The 18,641-nt window shown below is 59.5% G+C and carries 23 protein-coding genes; 9 read left to right on the plus strand and 14 right to left on the minus strand.

Annotated elements, in window-relative coordinates:
• The first annotated feature begins 16 nt into the window (after window positions 1-16).
• Complete coding sequence (pstB, locus tag CRO23_RS05850; protein WP_019452422.1) at window positions 17-829, plus strand: phosphate ABC transporter ATP-binding protein PstB; 813 nt, start codon at window positions 17-19, stop codon at window positions 827-829.
• A 280-nt stretch (window positions 830-1,109) separates the two neighbouring features.
• Here pstB and CRO23_RS05855 read toward each other — a convergent pair whose 3' ends face one another.
• From CRO23_RS05855 to purM, 4 genes are all read right to left on the minus strand, one after another.
• Window positions 1,110-1,331, minus strand: coding sequence for a hypothetical protein (locus CRO23_RS05855; RefSeq protein ID WP_079450418.1), 222 nt, complete (start codon window positions 1,329-1,331; stop codon window positions 1,110-1,112).
• 187 nt (window positions 1,332-1,518) lie between these two features.
• Window positions 1,519-2,070 (minus strand): spermidine N1-acetyltransferase, encoded by a 552-nt coding sequence (gene speG, locus CRO23_RS05860; RefSeq protein ID WP_028127778.1) that lies wholly within the window; start codon window positions 2,068-2,070, stop codon window positions 1,519-1,521.
• A 113-nt stretch (window positions 2,071-2,183) separates the two neighbouring features.
• Entirely contained in the window at window positions 2,184-2,822 is a 639-nt protein-coding gene (gene purN, locus CRO23_RS05865; protein WP_079452374.1) for a phosphoribosylglycinamide formyltransferase, read from the minus strand.
• Complete coding sequence (gene purM, locus CRO23_RS05870) at window positions 2,822-3,859, minus strand: phosphoribosylformylglycinamidine cyclo-ligase (protein WP_016926726.1); 1,038 nt, start codon at window positions 3,857-3,859, stop codon at window positions 2,822-2,824. Before purM ends, purN begins: the two co-directional genes overlap by 1 nt.
• Window positions 3,860-4,114: 255 nt before the next feature.
• Between purM and upp the strand changes: the two genes are divergently transcribed.
• A complete protein-coding gene (gene upp / locus CRO23_RS05875) occupies window positions 4,115-4,741 on the plus strand; it encodes a uracil phosphoribosyltransferase (RefSeq protein ID WP_004941642.1) in 627 nt (208 codons plus the stop codon).
• Between the two features lie 207 nt (window positions 4,742-4,948).
• A complete protein-coding gene (uraA, locus tag CRO23_RS05880) occupies window positions 4,949-6,238 on the plus strand; it encodes a uracil permease (RefSeq protein WP_004941645.1) in 1,290 nt (429 codons plus the stop codon).
• A 47-nt stretch (window positions 6,239-6,285) separates the two neighbouring features.
• Here the strand turns inward: uraA and CRO23_RS05885 are convergent, their stop codons facing one another.
• The gene (locus tag CRO23_RS05885; protein ID WP_016926728.1) at window positions 6,286-6,534 is read right to left on the minus strand and encodes a GlsB/YeaQ/YmgE family stress response membrane protein; all 249 of its coding nucleotides are present in this window, start codon (window positions 6,532-6,534) and stop codon (window positions 6,286-6,288) included.
• Window positions 6,535-6,567: 33 nt separating this feature from the next.
• The gene (locus tag CRO23_RS05890) at window positions 6,568-7,083 is read right to left on the minus strand and encodes a hypothetical protein (protein ID WP_016926729.1); all 516 of its coding nucleotides are present in this window, start codon (window positions 7,081-7,083) and stop codon (window positions 6,568-6,570) included.
• Between the two features lie 272 nt (window positions 7,084-7,355).
• Between CRO23_RS05890 and hda the strand changes: the two genes are divergently transcribed.
• On the plus strand, window positions 7,356-8,057 hold the full coding sequence (hda, locus tag CRO23_RS05895) for a DnaA inactivator Hda (RefSeq protein WP_025159568.1): 702 nt from the start codon (window positions 7,356-7,358) through the stop codon (window positions 8,055-8,057).
• A 48-nt stretch (window positions 8,058-8,105) separates the two neighbouring features.
• Here hda and arsC read toward each other — a convergent pair whose 3' ends face one another.
• Entirely contained in the window at window positions 8,106-8,459 is a 354-nt protein-coding gene (gene arsC, locus CRO23_RS05900; RefSeq protein WP_015378717.1) for an arsenate reductase (glutaredoxin), read from the minus strand.
• 20 nt (window positions 8,460-8,479) lie between these two features.
• Window positions 8,480-9,949, minus strand: a complete 1,470-nt coding sequence (locus tag CRO23_RS05905) for a beta-barrel assembly-enhancing protease (protein ID WP_004941664.1) — start codon at window positions 9,947-9,949, stop codon at window positions 8,480-8,482.
• Between the two features lie 339 nt (window positions 9,950-10,288).
• On the opposite strand from CRO23_RS05905, the gene CRO23_RS05910 reads away from it, so the two are divergent.
• Complete coding sequence (locus CRO23_RS05910; RefSeq protein ID WP_004941666.1) at window positions 10,289-10,828, plus strand: RrF2 family transcriptional regulator; 540 nt, start codon at window positions 10,289-10,291, stop codon at window positions 10,826-10,828.
• Between the two features lie 160 nt (window positions 10,829-10,988).
• Window positions 10,989-12,197 carry an NAD(P)/FAD-dependent oxidoreductase gene (locus CRO23_RS05915; RefSeq protein ID WP_016926730.1) on the plus strand — a complete coding sequence of 403 codons (1,209 nt, stop codon included), beginning with the start codon at window positions 10,989-10,991 and terminating at the stop codon, window positions 12,195-12,197.
• Window positions 12,198-12,231: 34 nt separating this feature from the next.
• Here the strand turns inward: CRO23_RS05915 and CRO23_RS05920 are convergent, their stop codons facing one another.
• Window positions 12,232-12,693, minus strand: coding sequence for an Lrp/AsnC family transcriptional regulator (locus CRO23_RS05920; RefSeq protein ID WP_004941672.1), 462 nt, complete (start codon window positions 12,691-12,693; stop codon window positions 12,232-12,234).
• Between the two features lie 193 nt (window positions 12,694-12,886).
• On the opposite strand from CRO23_RS05920, the gene CRO23_RS05925 reads away from it, so the two are divergent.
• Window positions 12,887-13,504 (plus strand): LysE family translocator, encoded by a 618-nt coding sequence (locus CRO23_RS05925; RefSeq protein ID WP_097101559.1) that lies wholly within the window; start codon window positions 12,887-12,889, stop codon window positions 13,502-13,504.
• A gap of 2 nt (window positions 13,505-13,506) precedes the next feature.
• On the opposite strand, the gene CRO23_RS05930 is transcribed toward CRO23_RS05925, so the two are convergent.
• Window positions 13,507-13,959: a GNAT family N-acetyltransferase gene (locus CRO23_RS05930; RefSeq protein ID WP_016926733.1), complete on the minus strand. Its 453-nt coding sequence runs from the start codon at window positions 13,957-13,959 to the stop codon at window positions 13,507-13,509.
• 43 nt (window positions 13,960-14,002) lie between these two features.
• Complete coding sequence (locus tag CRO23_RS05935) at window positions 14,003-14,605, minus strand: XRE family transcriptional regulator (RefSeq protein ID WP_097101561.1); 603 nt, start codon at window positions 14,603-14,605, stop codon at window positions 14,003-14,005.
• 43 nt (window positions 14,606-14,648) lie between these two features.
• Here CRO23_RS05935 and CRO23_RS05940 point away from each other — a divergent pair, with 43 nt between their 5' ends.
• On the plus strand, window positions 14,649-15,341 hold the full coding sequence (locus tag CRO23_RS05940; RefSeq protein WP_033639670.1) for a B3/B4 domain-containing protein: 693 nt from the start codon (window positions 14,649-14,651) through the stop codon (window positions 15,339-15,341).
• 6 nt (window positions 15,342-15,347) lie between these two features.
• Here the strand turns inward: CRO23_RS05940 and CRO23_RS05945 are convergent, their stop codons facing one another.
• Window positions 15,348-15,563: a hypothetical protein gene (locus CRO23_RS05945; RefSeq protein WP_016926736.1), complete on the minus strand. Its 216-nt coding sequence runs from the start codon at window positions 15,561-15,563 to the stop codon at window positions 15,348-15,350.
• An 852-nt stretch (window positions 15,564-16,415) separates the two neighbouring features.
• On the opposite strand from CRO23_RS05945, the gene CRO23_RS05950 reads away from it, so the two are divergent.
• Window positions 16,416-17,492 (plus strand): AI-2E family transporter, encoded by a 1,077-nt coding sequence (locus CRO23_RS05950; protein WP_016926738.1) that lies wholly within the window; start codon window positions 16,416-16,418, stop codon window positions 17,490-17,492.
• A gap of 44 nt (window positions 17,493-17,536) precedes the next feature.
• Here CRO23_RS05950 and bcp read toward each other — a convergent pair whose 3' ends face one another.
• Together bcp and CRO23_RS05960 are read right to left on the minus strand one after the other, a co-directional pair.
• Window positions 17,537-18,001 (minus strand): thioredoxin-dependent thiol peroxidase, encoded by a 465-nt coding sequence (gene bcp / locus CRO23_RS05955; RefSeq protein ID WP_015378709.1) that lies wholly within the window; start codon window positions 17,999-18,001, stop codon window positions 17,537-17,539.
• A gap of 2 nt (window positions 18,002-18,003) precedes the next feature.
• Window positions 18,004-18,609, minus strand: a complete 606-nt coding sequence (locus tag CRO23_RS05960) for a glycine cleavage system transcriptional repressor (protein ID WP_369783268.1) — start codon at window positions 18,607-18,609, stop codon at window positions 18,004-18,006.
• Window positions 18,610-18,641: the final 32 nt, after the last annotated feature.

Genomic DNA, 18,641 nt, shown 5'->3' on the forward strand with positions numbered 1-18,641 from the left:
TTTTGGGGAGTGCGTAATGGGTTTGATGACGCCAGGCAGTTTGCCCCGGCTGGATGTCCAGCATCTCGACGATGAACAGACCGCGCTGGCGGTCAACGGCCTGAACCTGTTTTATGGTGACAAGCAGGTGTTGCACGATATCTCGTTACGTATCCCGAAGCACCGGGTGACGGCTTTGATTGGTCCCTCGGGCTGCGGCAAATCGACGCTGCTGCGCTGTTTCAACCGCATGAACGATCTGGTGGACAACTGCCGCATCGAGGGCGATCTGCAGCTGAACGGCGCGGCGATCTCCGGCGCGCAGATCGACGTGGCGGCGCTGCGGCGGCGGGTGGGCATGGTGTTCCAGCGGCCGAACCCGTTCCCGAAATCGATCTATGAAAACGTGGTGTACGGCCTGCGGCTGCAGGGCGTGCGCGACCGGCGCTTGCTGGATGAAGCGGTGGAGCGTTCGCTGCGCGCCGCCGCGCTGTGGCATGAGGTGAAGGACCGGCTGCGCGAAAATGCGTTCCGCTTGTCCAGCGGCCAGCAGCAGCGCCTGGTGATCGCGCGCGCCATCGCCATCGAGCCGGAAGTATTGCTGCTCGACGAGCCGACCTCGGCGCTCGATCCGATCTCCACGCTGACCATCGAAGAGCTGATTTCCGCACTCAAGCAGCGCTATAGCGTGGTGCTGGTGACGCACAACATGCAGCAGGCGGCGCGGGTCTCCGACTACACCGCCTTTATTCATCAGGGCCGGCTGGTGGAGTACAACGACACCGACGCCATTTTCACCTCGCCGCGCCAGCGCCGCACCGAGGATTATATTACCGGGCGATATGGGTGAGGGATGAGCGACGGAGGTTTTCGCTCCGTCGCCGGCAATGGCCGTTGCAGTCGGCCTGCGTCTGCTGTTTTATTTTACCCGCGCATTAAGCCGGCATGAATTAAGGCATGGCATAAGTCTGATTGCCGGCGAGTTTGTTTTATTCATTTTTCATCATGTGGAATTCAATCCATTCTCTGCAATTTATTATCAACCACAATTATGTTGTCGGTGATGATCAATATAATTGTTCATGTCGATAATGGCTGTGGCGGGCTCGGCGGTGCTGAAATGGTAATCCTTAATGCGCGCGGCCTTTAGCCGTAACCCGCAATACCAACCCCACCACCAACAACGCAGCGCCCGAGGCATAGAGCGGGAACCAGCGCGTCCACCAGAGCGGGGAAAATAGCGGGGTGCTATTGGGATCTGCAGGCGCGTAGCCGCTATAGGTATTCAGGCCGGCGGCGATGGCGAGCATCGCCAGGCCGATAAAAAGCAGCAGGTTTGAGACGGTTGTCATGGCATTTTTCCTTTGTAGAGGCAGAGGGTAACTCTTACTATCACTATTAATTATATTGGAGAATATTATTTATTTTCGTATTCATCAGGCTATTTCCTGACGATAAAATAACATGCCTTAATACTAGCCACTTATTTCCCAATAAAAAACCCGCCTTGGCGGGTTTTCTCTTTTTTCTCGCGAATTGTCACTTCACCAGCGGCTTATCGCTTGGCGTTTTGAACTTCGCCAGATATTGCGGCTGGAAAATGCACATGCGCAGCACGGTGCGGTATTCGCCGTTGACGAAGAACTCGTCGATCAGCTCGCCTTCCACGTTGAAGCCCAGCTTGCTGTAGATGTGGATCGCCTTCGGGTTCTCCTTATCGACGATCAGGTACAGCTTGTACAGGTTCAGCACCGAGAAACCGTAGTCCATCGCCAGACGGGCGGCGGTGCTGGCATAGCCTTTGCCCTGGTGGGCGGGATCGATGATGATCTGGAACTCAGCGCGGCGGTGGATGTGATCGATCTCCACCAGCTCTACCAGGCCGACCTTGGCGCCTTCGTGCTCGATGATAAAGCGGCGCTCGCTCTGATCGTGGATGTGTTTGTCGTAGAGATCGGAAAGCTCGACAAAGGCTTCGTAGGGTTCTTCAAACCAATAGCGCATGACGCTGGCGTTGTTGTCCATCTGGTGGACGAACGACAGATCGTCCCGTTCCAATGGGCGTAACCTGACGCTGGCAGTGCTGGACATGTGGGCTCCTCTGTGCCGTGAAATTGTGCAAAGTATAACTTCACAGAATGGATGAAGGCGAAAAAAAACGGCGCCGCGCGGGCGCCGTTTAGGCAAGGTTCAGGCTGCGCGCATCAGTCGGCGGCGTGACCCTGTTCAGGCAGGCGTTCGCCGTCCAGCCAGGCGGCGCCGTCGCGCATCGCCAGGCGGCCGTCGACGAACCAGCTCACCACCAGCGGATAGATCGTGTGTTCCTGGGTTTGCACCCGTTCAACCACGTCATCCTCTTCGTCGTCAGCGAAAATCGGCACCTTGGCCTGCAAGATCACCGGGCCGCCGTCGAGCTGTTCGGTCACGAAGTGCACCGAGGTGCCGTGTTCGCTGTCGCCGTTGTCAATGGCCTGACGGTGGGTATGCAGCCCCGGGTATTTCGGCAGCAGGGAAGGGTGGATGTTCAGCATGCGGCCGGCATAGCGCTGCACGAACTGCGGGCTGAGGATGCGCATGTAGCCGGCCAGCACCACCAGATCGGGCTGGTACTGGTCGATGGCGTCCGCCAACGCGGCGTCGAACGCCGTGCGATCGGCGTAGGCCTTGGCATCCAGCGTTTGGGCGGGGATGCCCGCCGCTTCGGCGCGTTGCAGGCCATAAGCCTGCGCCTTGTTGCTGAACACCGCCACGATTTCGGCGGCGATGCGGCCCTGCTGGCAGGCGTCAATCAGCGCCTGGAGATTGCTCCCCTGGCCGGAGACCAACACCACGATCTTTTTCATCAGTTGATGACCACTTGTTGTTCGTCGGAAGAGGCGGTCAGTTTACCGATTTTCCACGCTTTTTCACCTGCCGCGGTCAGCAGCGCGATGGCCGCTTCCACTTCGGCTTCCGGCAGGGCGATGACCATGCCTACGCCGCAGTTGAAGGTGCGGTACATTTCATGACGGCTGACGTTGCCGGCCTGCTGCAGCCAGGTGAACACCGCCGGCCACTGCCAGCTGGCTTCGTCGATCACCGCCTGCATGCCTTCCGGCAGCACGCGCGGAATGTTTTCCCAGAAGCCACCGCCGGTGAGGTGAGCGATGGCGTGTACGTCAACCTTCTCGATCAGCTCCAGCACGGACTTCACGTAAATTTTGGTCGGCGCCAGCAGGTGGTCGGCCAGCGGCTTGCCTTCCAGCTGAGTGGCGGTCGGATCGGTGTTGCTCACTTCCAGGATCTTGCGCACCAGCGAGTAGCCGTTGGAGTGCGGGCCGGAAGCGCCCAGGGCGATCAGCGCATCGCCGGACTGCACTTTGCTGCCGTCGATGATCTCGGATTTTTCGACCACGCCGACGCAGAAACCGGCCACGTCGTAGTCTTCGCCGTGGTACATGCCCGGCATTTCAGCGGTTTCGCCGCCGACCAGCGCACAGCCGGACTGCTTGCAGCCTTCGGCGATGCCGGTGATCACGCTGGCCGCGGTGTCCACATCCAGCTTGCCGGTGGCGTAGTAGTCGAGGAAGAACAGCGGCTCGGCGCCCTGAACCACCAGATCGTTGACGCACATCGCCACCAGATCGATGCCGATGGTGTCGTGGCGTTTCAAATCCATCGCCAGACGCAGCTTGGTGCCCACGCCGTCGGTACCGGAAACCAGCACCGGCTCGCGGTATTTCTGCGGCAACGCACACAGGGCGCCAAACCCGCCCAGACCGCCCATCACTTCCGGGCGACGGGTCTGTTTAACTACACCTTTGATGCGATCTACCAATGCGTTGCCTGCATCGATATCGACACCTGCGTCTTTATAGCTGAGAGAGGTTTTGTCGGTCACTGCGCGATTCCCCACGACGGTTTGCGGTTTGAAAACTGTGCTTCCGATGTTGATTCCGGAATAAGGCGCGGCAATTCTAACAGCGTAGGCAAACGTTTGCGAGCGGCTTGTGAACCGGCTCCGCTTTTTCGTCATCTATACTGATATTCAAACTTTTGTTGATCCCGATCGGGCTATTGTGGGTGGCGCGGCGAAAAAAAGGAGGTATAATCCCGCGATTTTTTTGGCCGCAACCACCTTAATAGGAGAAAAATGATGAAGATCGTTGAGGTGAAACACCCGCTGGTAAAACACAAGCTTGGCCTGATGCGCGAAAATGACATCAGCACCAAACGCTTCCGTGAGCTGGCCTCAGAAGTGGGTAGTTTACTGACCTATGAAGCGACCGCCGATCTGGAGACGGAAAAAGTCACCATCGAAGGCTGGTGCGGGCCAGTTGAAGTGGATCAGATCAAAGGGAAAAAGATTACCGTAGTGCCAATCCTGCGCGCAGGTCTGGGCATGATGGAAGGGGTGCTGGAGCACGTGCCGAGCGCGCGCATCAGCGTGGTGGGCGTATACCGCGACGAAGAAACCCTGGAGCCGGTGCCGTACTTCCAGAAACTGGTTTCCAACATCGAAGAGCGCATGGCGCTGGTCGTCGACCCGATGCTGGCCACCGGCGGTTCGATGATCGCCACTATCGATCTGCTGAAGAAAGCCGGCTGCCACAGCATCAAGGTGCTGGTCCTGGTCGCGGCGCCGGAAGGCATCGCCGCGCTGGAGAAAGCGCATCCGGACGTTGAGCTGTACACTGCCTCCATCGATCAGTGTCTGAACGACAAGGGCTACATCGTGCCGGGCCTGGGCGATGCGGGCGACAAGATATTTGGTACCAAGTAAACATTTGAGCCGACTTAACGAGTCGGCTTTTTTATGCTCTTCGTCTTTCAAGCTACAGCGTTGTTGGCTGCAGGCAATAACCCCAGTCACTTATTTGATATAAGCTCCTGGGGATTATTGCCCTGGCCGCCTGGCTGTAACTTGAAATCCATTGAGCATAGACAATTCAGCTTGCATAACGATTAATGACTCAGAGGAAAAGCACACATGACCCGTCGCGCCATCGGCGTCAGCGAGCGCCCGCCGCTGCTCCAGACCATTCCGCTCAGCTTCCAGCACCTGTTCGCCATGTTCGGCGCCACCGTGCTGGTGCCTATCCTGTTCAAGATCAACCCGGCGACCGTGCTGTTGTTCAACGGCATCGGCACGCTGCTGTATCTGTTCATCTGTAAAGGCAAGATCCCGGCCTACCTCGGTTCCAGTTTCGCGTTTATCTCGCCGGTGTTGCTGCTGTTGCCGCTCGGTTACGAAGTGGCGTTGGGCGGTTTCATCATGTGCGGCGTGCTGTTCTGCCTGGTGGCGCTGATCGTGAAAAAGGCCGGCACCGGTTGGCTGGACGTGATGTTCCCGCCGGCGGCGATGGGGGCGATCGTCGCCGTCATCGGCCTGGAGCTGGCGGGCGTGGCGGCCAACATGGCGGGGCTGCTGCCGGCGGAAGGCGCCAGCGCCGACTCGACCACCATCACCATTTCGCTGGTGACGCTGGCGGTCACGGTGCTCGGCTCGGTGCTGTTCCGCGGCTTCCTGGCGATTATCCCGATCCTGATCGGCGTGCTGGTGGGCTATGCGCTGTCGTTCTTCATGGGAGTGGTGGATTTGACTCCGATCCGCGAGGCGCACTGGTTCGCGCTGCCGACCTTTTACACCCCGCGCTTTGAGTGGTTCGCCATCTTCACCATTCTGCCGGCGGCGCTGGTGGTGATCGCCGAGCACGTCGGCCACCTGGTGGTGACCGCCAACATCGTGAAGAAAGACCTGATCCGCGATCCGGGCCTGCACCGCTCGATGTTCGCCAACGGCATCTCGACGGTATTCTCGGGCTTCTTCGGCTCCACGCCGAACACTACCTACGGCGAGAACATCGGCGTGATGGCCATCACCAAGGTCTACAGCACCTGGGTGATCGGCGGCGCGGCGGTGCTGGCGATCCTGCTGTCCTGCATCGGCAAGCTGGCGGCGGCGATCCAGGCGGTGCCGGTGCCGGTGATGGGCGGCGTTTCCCTGCTGCTGTACGGCGTGATCGGCGCCTCGGGCATTCGCGTGCTGATCGAATCCAAAGTGGATTACAACAAAGCGCAAAACCTGATTTTAACCTCGGTGATCCTGATTATCGGCGTGAGCGGCGCCAAGGTGCATATCGGCGCGGCGGAGCTGAAAGGCATGGCGCTGGCGACCATCGTCGGCATTGGCTTGAGCCTGCTGTTCAAGGTCATCAGCCTGTTCCGCAAGGAAGAAGAGGTGCTCGACGCGCCGGACGAACCGGCGGAGCAGAAGTAACGAAAAGGGCAGCCCAAGGGCTGCCCTTTTGACTTATGGCATTCGCCTTAGCTGCGAATTTTGCGGTACACGAACAGCACCACGATGGCGCCGATAACCGCCACCACGAAGCTGCCGAAGTTGAAGCCGTCAACCTTGCCGTAGCCGAAGAAGGTGCTGATATAGCCGCCGACCACGGCGCCGATGATCCCCAGCACGACGGTCAGAATAAAGCCGCCGCCGTCTTTGCCGGGCATGATCCACTTAGCCAAAATACCGGCGATCAGGCCGAAGATAATCCAGGAAATAATCCCCATTTACTGCTCCTTTCTTTTGTGGCTGAGAATAGCTTACTGCTGGGTGGCCGGCTGAGTATTGCCGTTCACCGCCGCATCGGTTTCTTGTTTCAACTCTTGCGCTTTGTTTTCGGCGCTGTTCTTGATGGCTTCGGTCTTCGCCTTGGCCTGCTCGGTCAAATCGTTGGCGCCGTTGATGGCGTCGTTTTTGATGGCCTTGGCCTGATCCACCAACTGCTGGCTCTGTTTGCCTGCGTCGTCTTTGATCGCGGCGGCTTTGGCCTTGGCGTCGTTGGTGATGGCGTCCGCCTGCTTGGCGGCGTCTTCTTTAATCGCCGAAGCTTTGTCTTTCAGCTGATCCGCCTGAGTGGCGGCCTCTTTTTTGATTTCATCCGCCGTCGCTTTCGCCTTGTCCGTCAGATCGTCCGCTTTTTTCTGGGCGGCGTCTTTCATCTGCTCGGCGCTGTCTTTGGCTTTATCCAGGTTGGCGTCAACCTTGGACGAGTCATCACAGCCGGCAACCAACAACCCGATAAAGGAGGCCAACAGCACTTTATTCCATACTTTCATCGTCTATATCCTTGCAGAAACCTTGTTGATGGTGATTGCGTTTAGCCTACCTATACTAGGCCAGATTTGGCTTAAATGACAAATTTAACCTGCGCAGGCATGGGGTTAGGGAATTAACTCGGATAATTCTTGCCTTGGCGGGGGCCGCAGCCAATCAAGCGGCGCTTAGGCATTGTTCACTATTGCGGCATAAGATCCAGCCGGTTCAACAGCGCCCGTTTTCTGTGTTAAACTGCCCACGTTTTTCTGCCAGTTTTGGTTGAGGTGCTTCTCTGAATACGCCGGCACAGCTTTCACTGCCACTTTATCTTCCCGATGATGAAACTTTCGCCAGTTTTTATCCGGGCGAGAACCCATCCCTATTAGCCGCGATCCAATCCGCCGTCCGTCAGGAACATGGCAGCTATATCTATTTCTGGTCGCGTGAAGGCGGCGGGCGCAGCCATTTGCTGCATGCGGCCTGCGCCGAGCTTTCGCAGAAGGGGGAAGCGGTGGGCTATGTGCCGCTCGACAAGCGCGCTTACTTCGTGCCTGAAGTGTTGGACGGCATGGAACAGCTGGCGCTGGTCTGCATCGACAATATCGAATGCATCGCCGGCGACGAAGAGTGGGAGATGGCGATCTTCAACCTTTACAACCGCATCCTGGAAACCGGCCGCACCCGTTTGTTCATCACCGGGGATCGCCCGCCGCGTCAGCTGAACCTGCGTTTGCCGGATCTGGCTTCGCGTCTGGACTGGGGGCAGATCTACAAGCTGCAGCCGCTGTCGGACGAAGAGAAGCTGCTGGCGCTGCAGCTGCGCGGCAAACTGCGCGGCTTCGAGCTGCCGGAAGACGTGGGCCGCTTCCTGCTGAAACGGCTGGATCGCGAGATGCGCACGCTGTTTATGACTCTCGATCAGCTCGATCGCGCCTCGATCACTGCCCAACGCAAGCTCACCATTCCGTTCGTTAAAGAAATTCTGGGGCTGTAGCCGCTACCGTAAAAGAAAGGGCGCAATAGTCCGCGCCCGAATTCGAATTTACAAAATCTCCAGCACCTGCTCCGGCGGCCGGCCGATGCGCGCCTTGCTGCCTTTCACCACGATGGGGCGTTCGATCAGTTTCGGGTTCGCCGTCATCGCCGCCAACAGTTGCTCTTCGCTCAGGCTGTCGTCCGCCAGCTTCAATTCCTTATACAGATCTTCTTTTTTGCGCATCAGATCGCGCGCCGATGTGAAGCCCAGTTCCTTCAACAGCTTTTTCAGCTCATCGACCGTAGGGGGCGTATCGAGGTACAGCACCACCTTCGGATCGACGCCGTGCTGTTCCAGCAGCGCCAGGGTTTCACGGCTCTTGGAGCAGCGTGGGTTGTGGTAAATCGTGACGTTTTTCATGGCGTTCATTCCTTGTTGAATCAGCTGCGCTGGTATTGGCGGAAGCGCTGTTGCAGTTGGCGCAGCTGGTCGATGCGCGCATCGTAACGCGCCTGTTTCAGGCTGCCGAGTTTTTGCAGCGAGCTGGCATTGCTGAGCAGGCCGATGGCCTGATCGAGCCGGCCGGTCAGCGCCAGGCTTTCGGCGCGGGCCGACAGCTCTTCATCGCGCAGCCCCTGAGCGGCGCTGGCTTGCGCCAGCAGATCCCAGCCGTTCGGATCGTCCGGATGGGCAAAGGTGTAGCGGTTCAGGATCTTCGACGCCTGCGCCGGTTGGTTGCCTTCGACATAGGCGTTGGCCAGGTTGAGCTGCAGCACCGGGTTGTTGTTCTGGGCGGCATTGGCCGCCTGCAGGCGTGCGATCGCCTGCGGCGCGCGTTTCTGGCCGAGATCGATGTCGGTCATCAGGTCGATCAGCCAGACGTTTTTCGCATCCTGCGCCAGCATCGGCTGAATGATGTTGCGCGCGTCGTCATATTTTTTCGCTTCATAGAACAGAATGGCGCGGCCGTATTTGGCGGCCGCCTGTTCGCGCACGTTGCCCTTGCTGAGCGAGCCGAGCAGCTCTTCGTTCAGGCCATAGCCTTCCGAACTGTACATGCCCAGTGCGCGCACCTTGGCCATCAGGTAATCCTGCGAAGACTGCACGATGTGTTTCGGCATCTGGTTGGCGCGGTTGCGCGCGTCTGAGAGGCGGCTGTCCGGCAACGGGTGCGTCAGCAGCATTTCCGGCGGCTTGGAGGCGTAGCGCGACTGATCCGAGAGTTTCTGCAGGAAGTCTGGCATGGCTTCCGGATCGAAACCGGCGCGTTGCAGCACCTGAATGCCGATGCGGTCGGCTTCCTGTTCATTCGATTGGGTAAAGCTGATCATGCCCTGCTGGGTGCCGGCCATGGTGCCGCTCAGCGCCGCCATGCCCATGGTCGGGTTGGCCATCGCCAGCAGAATGGAACCGAGCGCGCCTACCCAGGTCAGCGGGGCGTTGCGCTGTTGATCTTCCATTGCGCGCGCCAGGTGGCGCTGGGTGACGTGCGAGATTTCGTGCGCCAGCACCGAAGCCAGCTGGCTTTCGTTGTCGCTGACGCGGAACAGCGCGGAGTGCAGCACCACGTTGCCGCCGAAGAAGGCGAAGGCGTTGATCTCGTCGTTGCGCACCAGATAGAAATGGAACGGCGTGCGCACCGAATAGGCGCTGGCCACCAGCCGGTTGCCCAGCTGATTGATGTATTGGCTCAGCAGCGGATCGTTGATCAGCGGGGCGCTGGCGCGCAGTTGGCGCACATAGAAATCGCCCATCGCCAGTTCTTGTCCGATGCTCAGGGTGCCGCCGGCGGAGGTGCCCATATCCGGCAACTGGTCCTGGCTTTCCGCCTGTGCTGGCGCCAGGGCGGTGGCGTTCAGCGTGCTGAGCAGCAGCACCGCTAACGCGGTTTTGGTCAACCGGTTGGTCATAGTCAGGCGTTTCCCTTAAATAATCATTTCTAAGACGTCAGCAGCAGACAAGAGTTCTTTATTCCCGCGGCGCAATCCGCGCGAAAGTGCGGCGGCTCACAAACCGCGGCGGCGGCACCCATCACATCATAGTCAGCCGCAGGCGACAAGGAAACGTTAGCCAAGCGCGAATCGAGCAAAAAAGTTTTATTTTTCATTTTGAAGGGCGCTTTTTTGTCGCTGGCGACATACATTTTTAATAAAACACAGACAAACTTAGTCTGTGTTTTATTGACAAGATAAACGCAGACTCATATAGTCTGCGTTATTGAAGATTCACTGACGGTCGAAAACGGACATATGGCGTACATCACAACCAGCGTTGAATATGGCATTCACTGCCTGCTGTGGCTGGTCGGCGATAACCAGCGCGCGCTCAGCAGCCGCGAACTCGCCGAGCTGCAAGGCATCTCCCCCAGCTTTCTCGCCAAGATTTTTCCCAAGCTGGAAAAGGCGGGGATCGTCGCCGCCAGCGAAGGGGTGCGCGGCGGTTACCGGCTGGCCCGTCCGGCGGATGAGATCAGTTTTCTGGAAATTATCGACGCCATCGAGGGGCACAAGCCGCTGTTCGATTGCCAAGAGGTGCGCGGGCGCTGTGCGGTGTTCGATGATTCCCCGCCGGATTGGGCGGTCTCCGGCAAATGCGCTATACATGCGGTGATGCTGCAGGCGGAGAAGGCGATGCGCGATGCGTTGGCGGCGCAGACCCTCGGCGCCGTCGCCGCCCGTTTTGGCCGCAAAGCGCCGCAGGGCTTTTTCGGCGAGGTCAACCTCTGGCTCGACGAGCGCATGACGGAACGCACCGCGCGCAGCGGCAAAACGGCGCGCGCCAAAACCTAATCGCCGCCTTTCCTTAAAGCGAAACACACTTTTTCCCGCCTCTTCGGAAGGGGCGGGCGGGTCTTCTGCACCCTGTTACGGGAGCGGAACGGCATCGTTCATCCGAAAAAACTGCGGGCAGCCTTGTCGCCCGGTTAACCCTGTATGAAGGAGTCATCCCATGACGCAGAAAATAGTGATTGCCGGTTCCGGTTTTGCCGGTTTTTGGGCCGCCGTGTCCGCCATGCGCGCCATTACCCTTGCCGGTAAGCATGACGATATCGAGGTGCTCATGGTTTCACCGACGCCAACCGTTACCATCCGGCCGCGCCTGTATGAAGCCGTGTTGGAAAACATGAACCCGGACATTTCCGCGCAGCTCGCCGTCGTCGGTGTGCGCCACCTGGCCGGGACGGTAGAGCGTATCGATGCCGCTGCTAAAACGCTCACGGTGGCGCCGGCGGCGGGGGAACCCCTGGAGTTGGCCTACGATCGTTTGGTGTGGGCCACCGGCAGTCGGCTGTCCGTGCCTGCGGTGCCGGGCTTTGCCGAATACGGCTTCAACGTCGATACGCTGGAAAGCGCGCAGCGTTTGGATGCCCATATTAAAGCGCTGGCGGCCAAACCGTCGACGCCGGCGCGCAACACCGCCGTGGTGGTGGGGGCGGGGCTGACCGGCCTGGAGAGTGCAGCAGAGATGCCGCAACGGCTGCGTGATGCGCTGGGCAAAGACGAGAACGTGCGCGTGGTGATCGTCGATAGCGCCCCGGAAGTGGGCGCCGGAATGGGCGCGGAGCCGGGGGCGGTGATTCGCCAGGCGCTGGCGGAGTGCGACGTGGAAGCGCGGGCCGGCCTGCGCGTCTCGGCCATCGACGCTGAGGGAGTGATGCTGTCGAACGGTGAGCGCATCGCCGCCAACACGGTGATCCTGGCGGCGGGCGTGCGGGCGCACCCGCTGACCGAGCAGATCCCTGGCGAGCGCGACGGCAGCGGCCGGGTGATCGGCGACGCCTTCCTGCGCGCGCCGGCGGCGGCGGGCATTTTCGTGACCGGCGATACGGTGAAGGCGGCGACCGACGATCTCGGTAACCACAACCTGATGACCTGCCAGCATGCGCTGAGCCTTGGCCGCGTGGCCGGCCACAATGCGGCGGCGGAGCTGGCGGGGTTGCCGACGCACCCGTACAGCCAGCCGAAGTATGTGACCTGTCTGGATCTGGGCCCCTGGGGGGCGCTGTATACCGAAGGCTGGGAGCGCCAGGTGCGCTTTACCCGTCAGGCAGGCAAAAAGATTAAGCAGGAGATCAACACGCAGTGGATTTATCCACCGGCGGCGGATCGCGAGGCGCTGTTCGCCATCGCCAATCCGGATTTCGTGATTGTGCCTTAAGGTCGTCAAAACGGGAGCGGCAACGTTCCCGTCGTCATTTTCCCAACGGCAGGAATGAACGCTCCGGCACCACGGTTTTCATCACCAGCGTGGAGCTCAGGCGTTGCACGCCCGGCAGGGCGGAGAGTTTCTCGTCATAAAGCTGCTGAAAGGCGGGCAGATCGCGAGCGATCACGTGCAACAGATAGTCGGGGTCGCCAAACAGCCGCTGTGCCTGCACCACCTGCGGAATGTCCACCATGGCGTTTTCGAAGGTTTCAACGGCGCGGCGATCGCCTTCGCGCATGGTGACGAACACCAGGGCGGAAAAGTTATAGCCCAGGCTGCCGGGATCGAGCTGGGCGCGGTAACCCCTGATCACCCCGGACTCCTCTAATGCCCGCACCCGGCGGTGGCAGGGGGACACGCTCAAACCGATCCGCTCGGCCAGCTCGGTCACCGACAAACGGCCGTCGGCCTGCAGTTCAGCAAGAATCTTGCGATCAATCTTATCCATTTGGAAAAATTTCCCCGTTTATGCCGATTTCAGGCAAGTAATTGAAAGCACATTTTAACGTCATGAGGATATTCTTGCCATCTGTTGAACGGTTTTACGGCCGCCGCGGCAGGCGGAGGCCGTTCTTCTTCCACGAGGAAAGCGCAATGGTTCTCTGTTCGATGTGGCGCGGCGCGTTTGAGAGGGCGCTGGCATGACGCTCGCTCTTTTCGCCGCGTTTTGGGGGGTGTCGATTTTGTTGGTGATCACGCCAGGTATGGATTGGGCCTATGTGATCTCGGCGGGCATTCGCGGCCGGGTGGTGGTGCCCGCCGTCGCCGGCTTGCTGTTTGGCCACCTGCTGATGATTGCGATCGTGGTGGCGGGCGTCGGCGCGCTGCTGGTCGGCAACCCGCTGGCGCTGACGGCGCTCACCTTGCTGGGGGCGGCTTATCTGTTGTGGATCGGTTTCAACATGCTGCTGCACCCGCCGGTGCCCGGCGCCGGTGAAGATCAGCGTTCCGATTCCTGGCTGCGCTGGGCCGGCAAGGGCGTGTGCGTCAGCGGCTTGAACCCCAAGGTGTTTCTGCTGTTTCTGGCGCTGCTGCCGCAGTTTACCGACGCCCGAGCCGAATGGTCGGTGCCGATGCAGATGCTGGCGTTGGGCGTCGTGCATTTGATCAGCTGCGGCCTGGTGTATCTGCTGGTGGGGTTTGGTTCGCAGTCGGTGCTACGCACGCGCCCGCAGGCCGCGAAGGTAGTGGGGCGCATTTCCGGCGCGGCGATGATCGTCATCGCCCTCGGGCTGCTGGCCGAGCAGGCGCTGAAATAGCGCTACCGTCGGTAAATGTCCGGCCGGGCGATCTGCCAGACAAAGTCGGGGCGGTTGATGGCGCTATAGCCCACTTTTTCGTAGAGCCAGGGGGCGGTGCTCGTGACCAGCATGACTCGCCGCAGCGTCGCCATCAGCGGATGGGCCTGGCAGCATTCTGCCAGCCATAGGCCCAGCCCGCTCTTTTGGTACGTTTCCAGCACGTACACGTCGCACAGATAGCCGAAAGTGGCGTAATCGGTGACCAGCCGGGCGAAACCGATCTGTCTGGCCTCGTGATACAAACCGAAGCACAGGCTGTGGGCGAGCGACTGGCGGACGGTCTCTTTATCGATTCCCTCCGCCCATGACGAACGGGTCAGAAAAGCGTGGATGGCATCGAGATCCAGCAGAACGGGATCGGTGCTGACGAGATAGTCCGCACGCCGCCACTCCCGTGGGGCAGGGGTTGTCATGATGGTTCTTCTCCTGTGCAAGCGTTCAGGTCAGGGCCGCCGTTCAGGCGTGCAATTCGGCGACCGTCATGGTGAAAATCAGCGTGTCTTCGCCTTCGTTGGCGTACCGGTGCGGGCCGTCCGTTTTGGCGACCGCCGAACAGCCCGGCGCAATCATGAGCTCGGTCTGTTCGACGGCCAGGCTCAAGACGCCTTGCTCAACGTGCAGCAGCTCGAAGGTGCCCGTCGGGTGGCCGCCCGATGCATAGGCTTCCCCCGGCGCCATTTCCCACCGCCACAGTTCTATCATGTTCGGGCCTTGGGTGCCCGCGAGCAAGCGGGCCGAGCCGCCGCGATCGCCATGCCACAGCGTGGGAATATCTTGGTTTTCAATCAGGTAGGCGGCGGGCGCGCGGGTGACGTTGACGATGTCCGCCACCGACAGACCCAGCGCCGCCGCGAGCTTGCACAGGATGGCGATGCTGGGATTGGCGGCGCCTTTCTCGATCTCCACCAGCATGCCTTTGCTGACGCCCGCCCGGCGCGACAGCTCATCCAGCGATAGCTTTTGGCTTTTTCTTTGTTGCTTGATGCGGTGCGACACCGCTTCGCTGACGGTTTGCACGTCGGCGCCGAACTCGGTCGGTCTGTTGACTTTGGCGTTCATCGGTCAATATTATGAAATAAAATGGTCAATATAGGATTATTCAATGATTTTAGTCGATCCGTCAATCGATCCGGCCGTCGCTGCGCTGGCACCCGGTTTCCGGGCGTTAAGCATTACCGCGGTTGCGGCTCCCATAACCCATCCGGACGTGGGGGCATTGGCGTTGGCGCAAGCCTGTCGCGCCCTCGGCGAGGAAGACGCACCCTGGGCAGAGGCGCATCTCACGGCCTGGCGCGAGGTGTTCATGCAGTTTGGCGCCAAACCCAAGCGTACGCCCTGTTCCGCCGACGCCCTGCGCAAGCGCGCGCTGCGCGACGGCACGATGCCCAGCATCGATCCGGTCGTCGATCTCTATAACGCCGTCAGCATTCGTTATGCAGTGCCGGTGGGGGGCGAGAATATCGCGGCCTATGTCGGCGAGCCGCGGCTGATCGTCGCGGATGGCAGCGAACTGTTTGATACCGTCAAAGAGGGGGCGCTGATCCATGAATCGCCGGAGGCGGGGGAGGTGGTTTGGCGCGACGATCGCGGCGTGACCTGCCGCCGCTGGAATTGGCGCCAGGGGGTCAGAACCCGGTTGAGCGCCGAGGCCGAGCGGATGTGGTTCATCCTGGAGAGCCTGCCGGCGATGCCGTTGGCGGCGCTGCACGAGGCGGGCGACGAATTGATTGCCGGTTTACGGCAAATGATGCCCGGCGTCACGGTAGAGCAACGGCTCATCGGCTGCGCCTCGTAACAGGCGTCAGCACTGGCGGCGGACCAAACCGCTGATCAAATCCAGCGCGTCGTCCGCCGCCGCGATTTCGCTTTCGCTGAGCGCCTGCCGTTCGATGAAGCACTCGATAGCTTCCAACAGGGAGAAGACGCTGATTTCATCTCCTATCTTTACGACTTCGCAAACGCCACGCCCGATCGCCAGACAGATGGCTTCATCAAATTCACACGGTTTGCTGTTCATTTTTCCCCCTACGGCATTTGGGATTATATCGGCCATGCTACCGGTTTTTGCCCGGTGGCTGTCTGACGAAAATCCCATTTTTTCGTTGATGCTGACGGGCGCACGAGCGCGGGCATTGGCGAAATTCTGATTTCCTCACCGTGGCCAAATTTCCCTTGTGACCACCGTGCCGGCGCGGTATTGTCGCCAAATGACGACAATACCGCCTCATTGTCCGCATAAAAAATTCATGACGTTATCATCCCTTCATCCCGCTGCCGTGCGGGATTTTTTTATGAGGTTTATCTCAAAGTGCGGATAACCTCGACGCGATCGCTTGCCATGCTCTGAGAATAATCCTAGCTTGAAATAGTCATTTAGGGTTAGCAATCCCTCATGACCTCCTTGTAACACTTGATGCACCAGAACGTTTTCTCCCCCGCCGCGGCGGGGGTTTTTAATGACGTGCATCAGAAAAGGCCGTGAACGTAGAACCGACAGAGTTCGTGACGATAACCAGTTTAAGCATCAGGGGACGGGACAATGAAAAATGATCTGGCGGCGGCGATCGCGATTGGCTGTGTGTTGTTGTTCGCATTGGCGGTCGGTTCGCCCCTTTCTATCGTTACTTCGCTGTAATCTTCCGCGGCCCCGTTCGGGGCCGCTCATCGCGCCAGTCGCCGCGTCTGCGGATTTTTGCGTCGATCGCCTGCCCGCGCGATAAAATCAGCCAGTTCGCTGTTGATGTATGGCGAACTTTGAGTACTCTGAGTGCTTTGCACATCCCGCGTGCGCCCATTCTATCTATGCTTTAATCAGGCCTATCACAGGAATCGCCATGCCCGCCCGCCAAATCTCAAGGAGCCCGCTCTGATGCTGGAGATGTTATTACAGTGGTACCGCCGCCGCTTCACCGATCCTCAGGCCATCGCGCTGCTGGTGATCCTGGTTGCCGGGTTCCTTATTCTCTATTTTTTGCATGGCATTCTGACCCCGTTGCTGGTCGCCATCGTGCTGGCGTATCTGCTGGAGTGGCCGACCGCGCGCCTGCAGCGCATCGGCTGTTCGCGCACCTGGGCGGCGAGCGTCATGCTGCTGGTGTTCGCGGGCGTCGCCATGCTGCTGGTGTTCGTCGTCGCGCCGACCGCCTGGCAGCAGGGCATCAATCTGATGAGCGATCTGCCGGGCATGCTCAACCAGTTCTATAACTTCGCCGCGACGCTGCCGAAGCGTTATCCGGCGCTGGTGGATGCCGGCATCATCGACATGATGGCGGAAAACCTGCGCAGCCGGTTGTCCGGCATGGGCGAATCGGTGGTGAAATTCTCGCTGGCGTCGCTGGTCGGCCTGCTGACGTTGGCTATCTATCTGATCCTGGTGCCGATGATGATGTTCTTCCTGCTGAAGGACAAAGAGCAGCTGCTGAACGCGGTGCGCCGCGTGCTGCCGCGCAATCGCGGCCTGGCGGGGCAGGTCTGGAACGAGATGAATCAGCAGATCACCAACTACATTCGCGGCAAAGTGCTGGAGATGGTGATTGTCGGCGTGGCGACCTACCTGGTGTTCGCCGTGCTGGACATGCGCTACTCGCTGCTGCTGGCGGTGCTGGTGGGTTTCTCGGTGTTGATCCCCTACATCGGCGCGGTGCTGGTCACCATACCGGTAGTGGTGGTGGCGCTGTTCCAGTGGGGCGTCGGCGCCGATTTCTGGACGCTGATCGTCGCCTATCTGGTGGTGCAGGGGCTGGACGGCAACCTGTTGGTGCCCATTTTGTTCTCCGAAGCGGTCAACCTGCATCCGCTGGTGATTATCCTGTCGGTGATCGTGTTCGGCGGGATGTGGGGCTTTTGGGGCGTGTTTTTCGCCATACCGCTGGCGACGCTGGTGAAGGCGGTGATCCATGCCTGGCCGGATGAACTGCGGGTCGAGGTGGAAGACAAGGCCGACTGACTGGGAAGAAACGAAGCGCAGCAGGCCGCTGCGCTTCGTGAGAATTACTGCTGCAGGTAGTTCAGAACGATGTCGTGGTGATTGGTGGTTTTGAAATCATCAAACACTTTTTCAATCTTGCCGTTGGCATCGATCAGGAAACTGATGCGGTGAATGCCGTCGTAGGTCTTGCCCATGAAGGTTTTCTCGCCCCACACGCCAAACTGTTGTGACACCTGATGATCTTCATCAGACAACAGCGTGAAGTTGAGCAGCTCCTTTTCGGCGAAGCGCGACAGTTTTTCCGGTTTGTCGGTGCTGATGCCCAGCACTTCGACGCCGACCTTTTTCAATTCGTCCATGTTGTCCCGCAGGCCGCAGGCTTGCACGGTGCAGCCCGGCGTCATCGCCTTCGGATAAAAATAGACCAATACTCGCTGTCCCTGGAAGTCGGCCAAATTAATTTCCTCACCGTCCTGGTCAGGCAAACTAAATTTCGGCGCTGTGTCACCGGCTTTCAATGGGCTCATCACTACTCTCCATCTTTCTCGTCATGCTGTGGATAGTTCACCACGCTAATACTGCCTTGCGCGTTCAATTCTGTACATAGGCGATGGAAGGCTTGCTCAATATTTGAGGCGTCCCGATCGCCGGAGCTGTGGGCGGTGATTTGGATATACAGCTGCGGCGGCAGGTCGCCGTCCGCCGGCTGCGTGCGCGAGACCAGTTCGGCGATATTCATCTGGCTGGAGTCGAACAAATCGGTAAAGCGTTCGATGATGTGCGGCGAGTCCTTCACTTCCACCTGCACCCACACCGTGGCCGGCATCGGCGGCCTTTCGTGCGAGTTTGTGCGCTTCATCACGATCAGCAGATCCAGCTCCGCGCCTTTTTGCGGCAGGGTGGATTCGATCAGGGTGATGGCGTTCCAGCTGCCGGACAGCAGCATGATGAACGTGAACTCCTCTCCCAGCATGGCCAGACGGCTATCTTCGATATTGCATCCGCAACTGCTGACGTGGCGGGTGATGGTATTGACGATTCCGGGGCGGTCGGCGCCGAGCGCGGTAATCACGAGATAGTGTTCGTCTGACTGAGGCAAAATAGCGCTTCCTGTCGTGCTCAATGGGGTTACCATGGTAAACATAAAAAAAACCGCCTGCCAAGCGC

It is taken from the genome of Serratia sp. JKS296 (genome assembly GCF_900215445.1).
GTDB classification, from domain to species: Bacteria; Pseudomonadota; Gammaproteobacteria; order Enterobacterales; family Enterobacteriaceae; genus Serratia; species Serratia marcescens.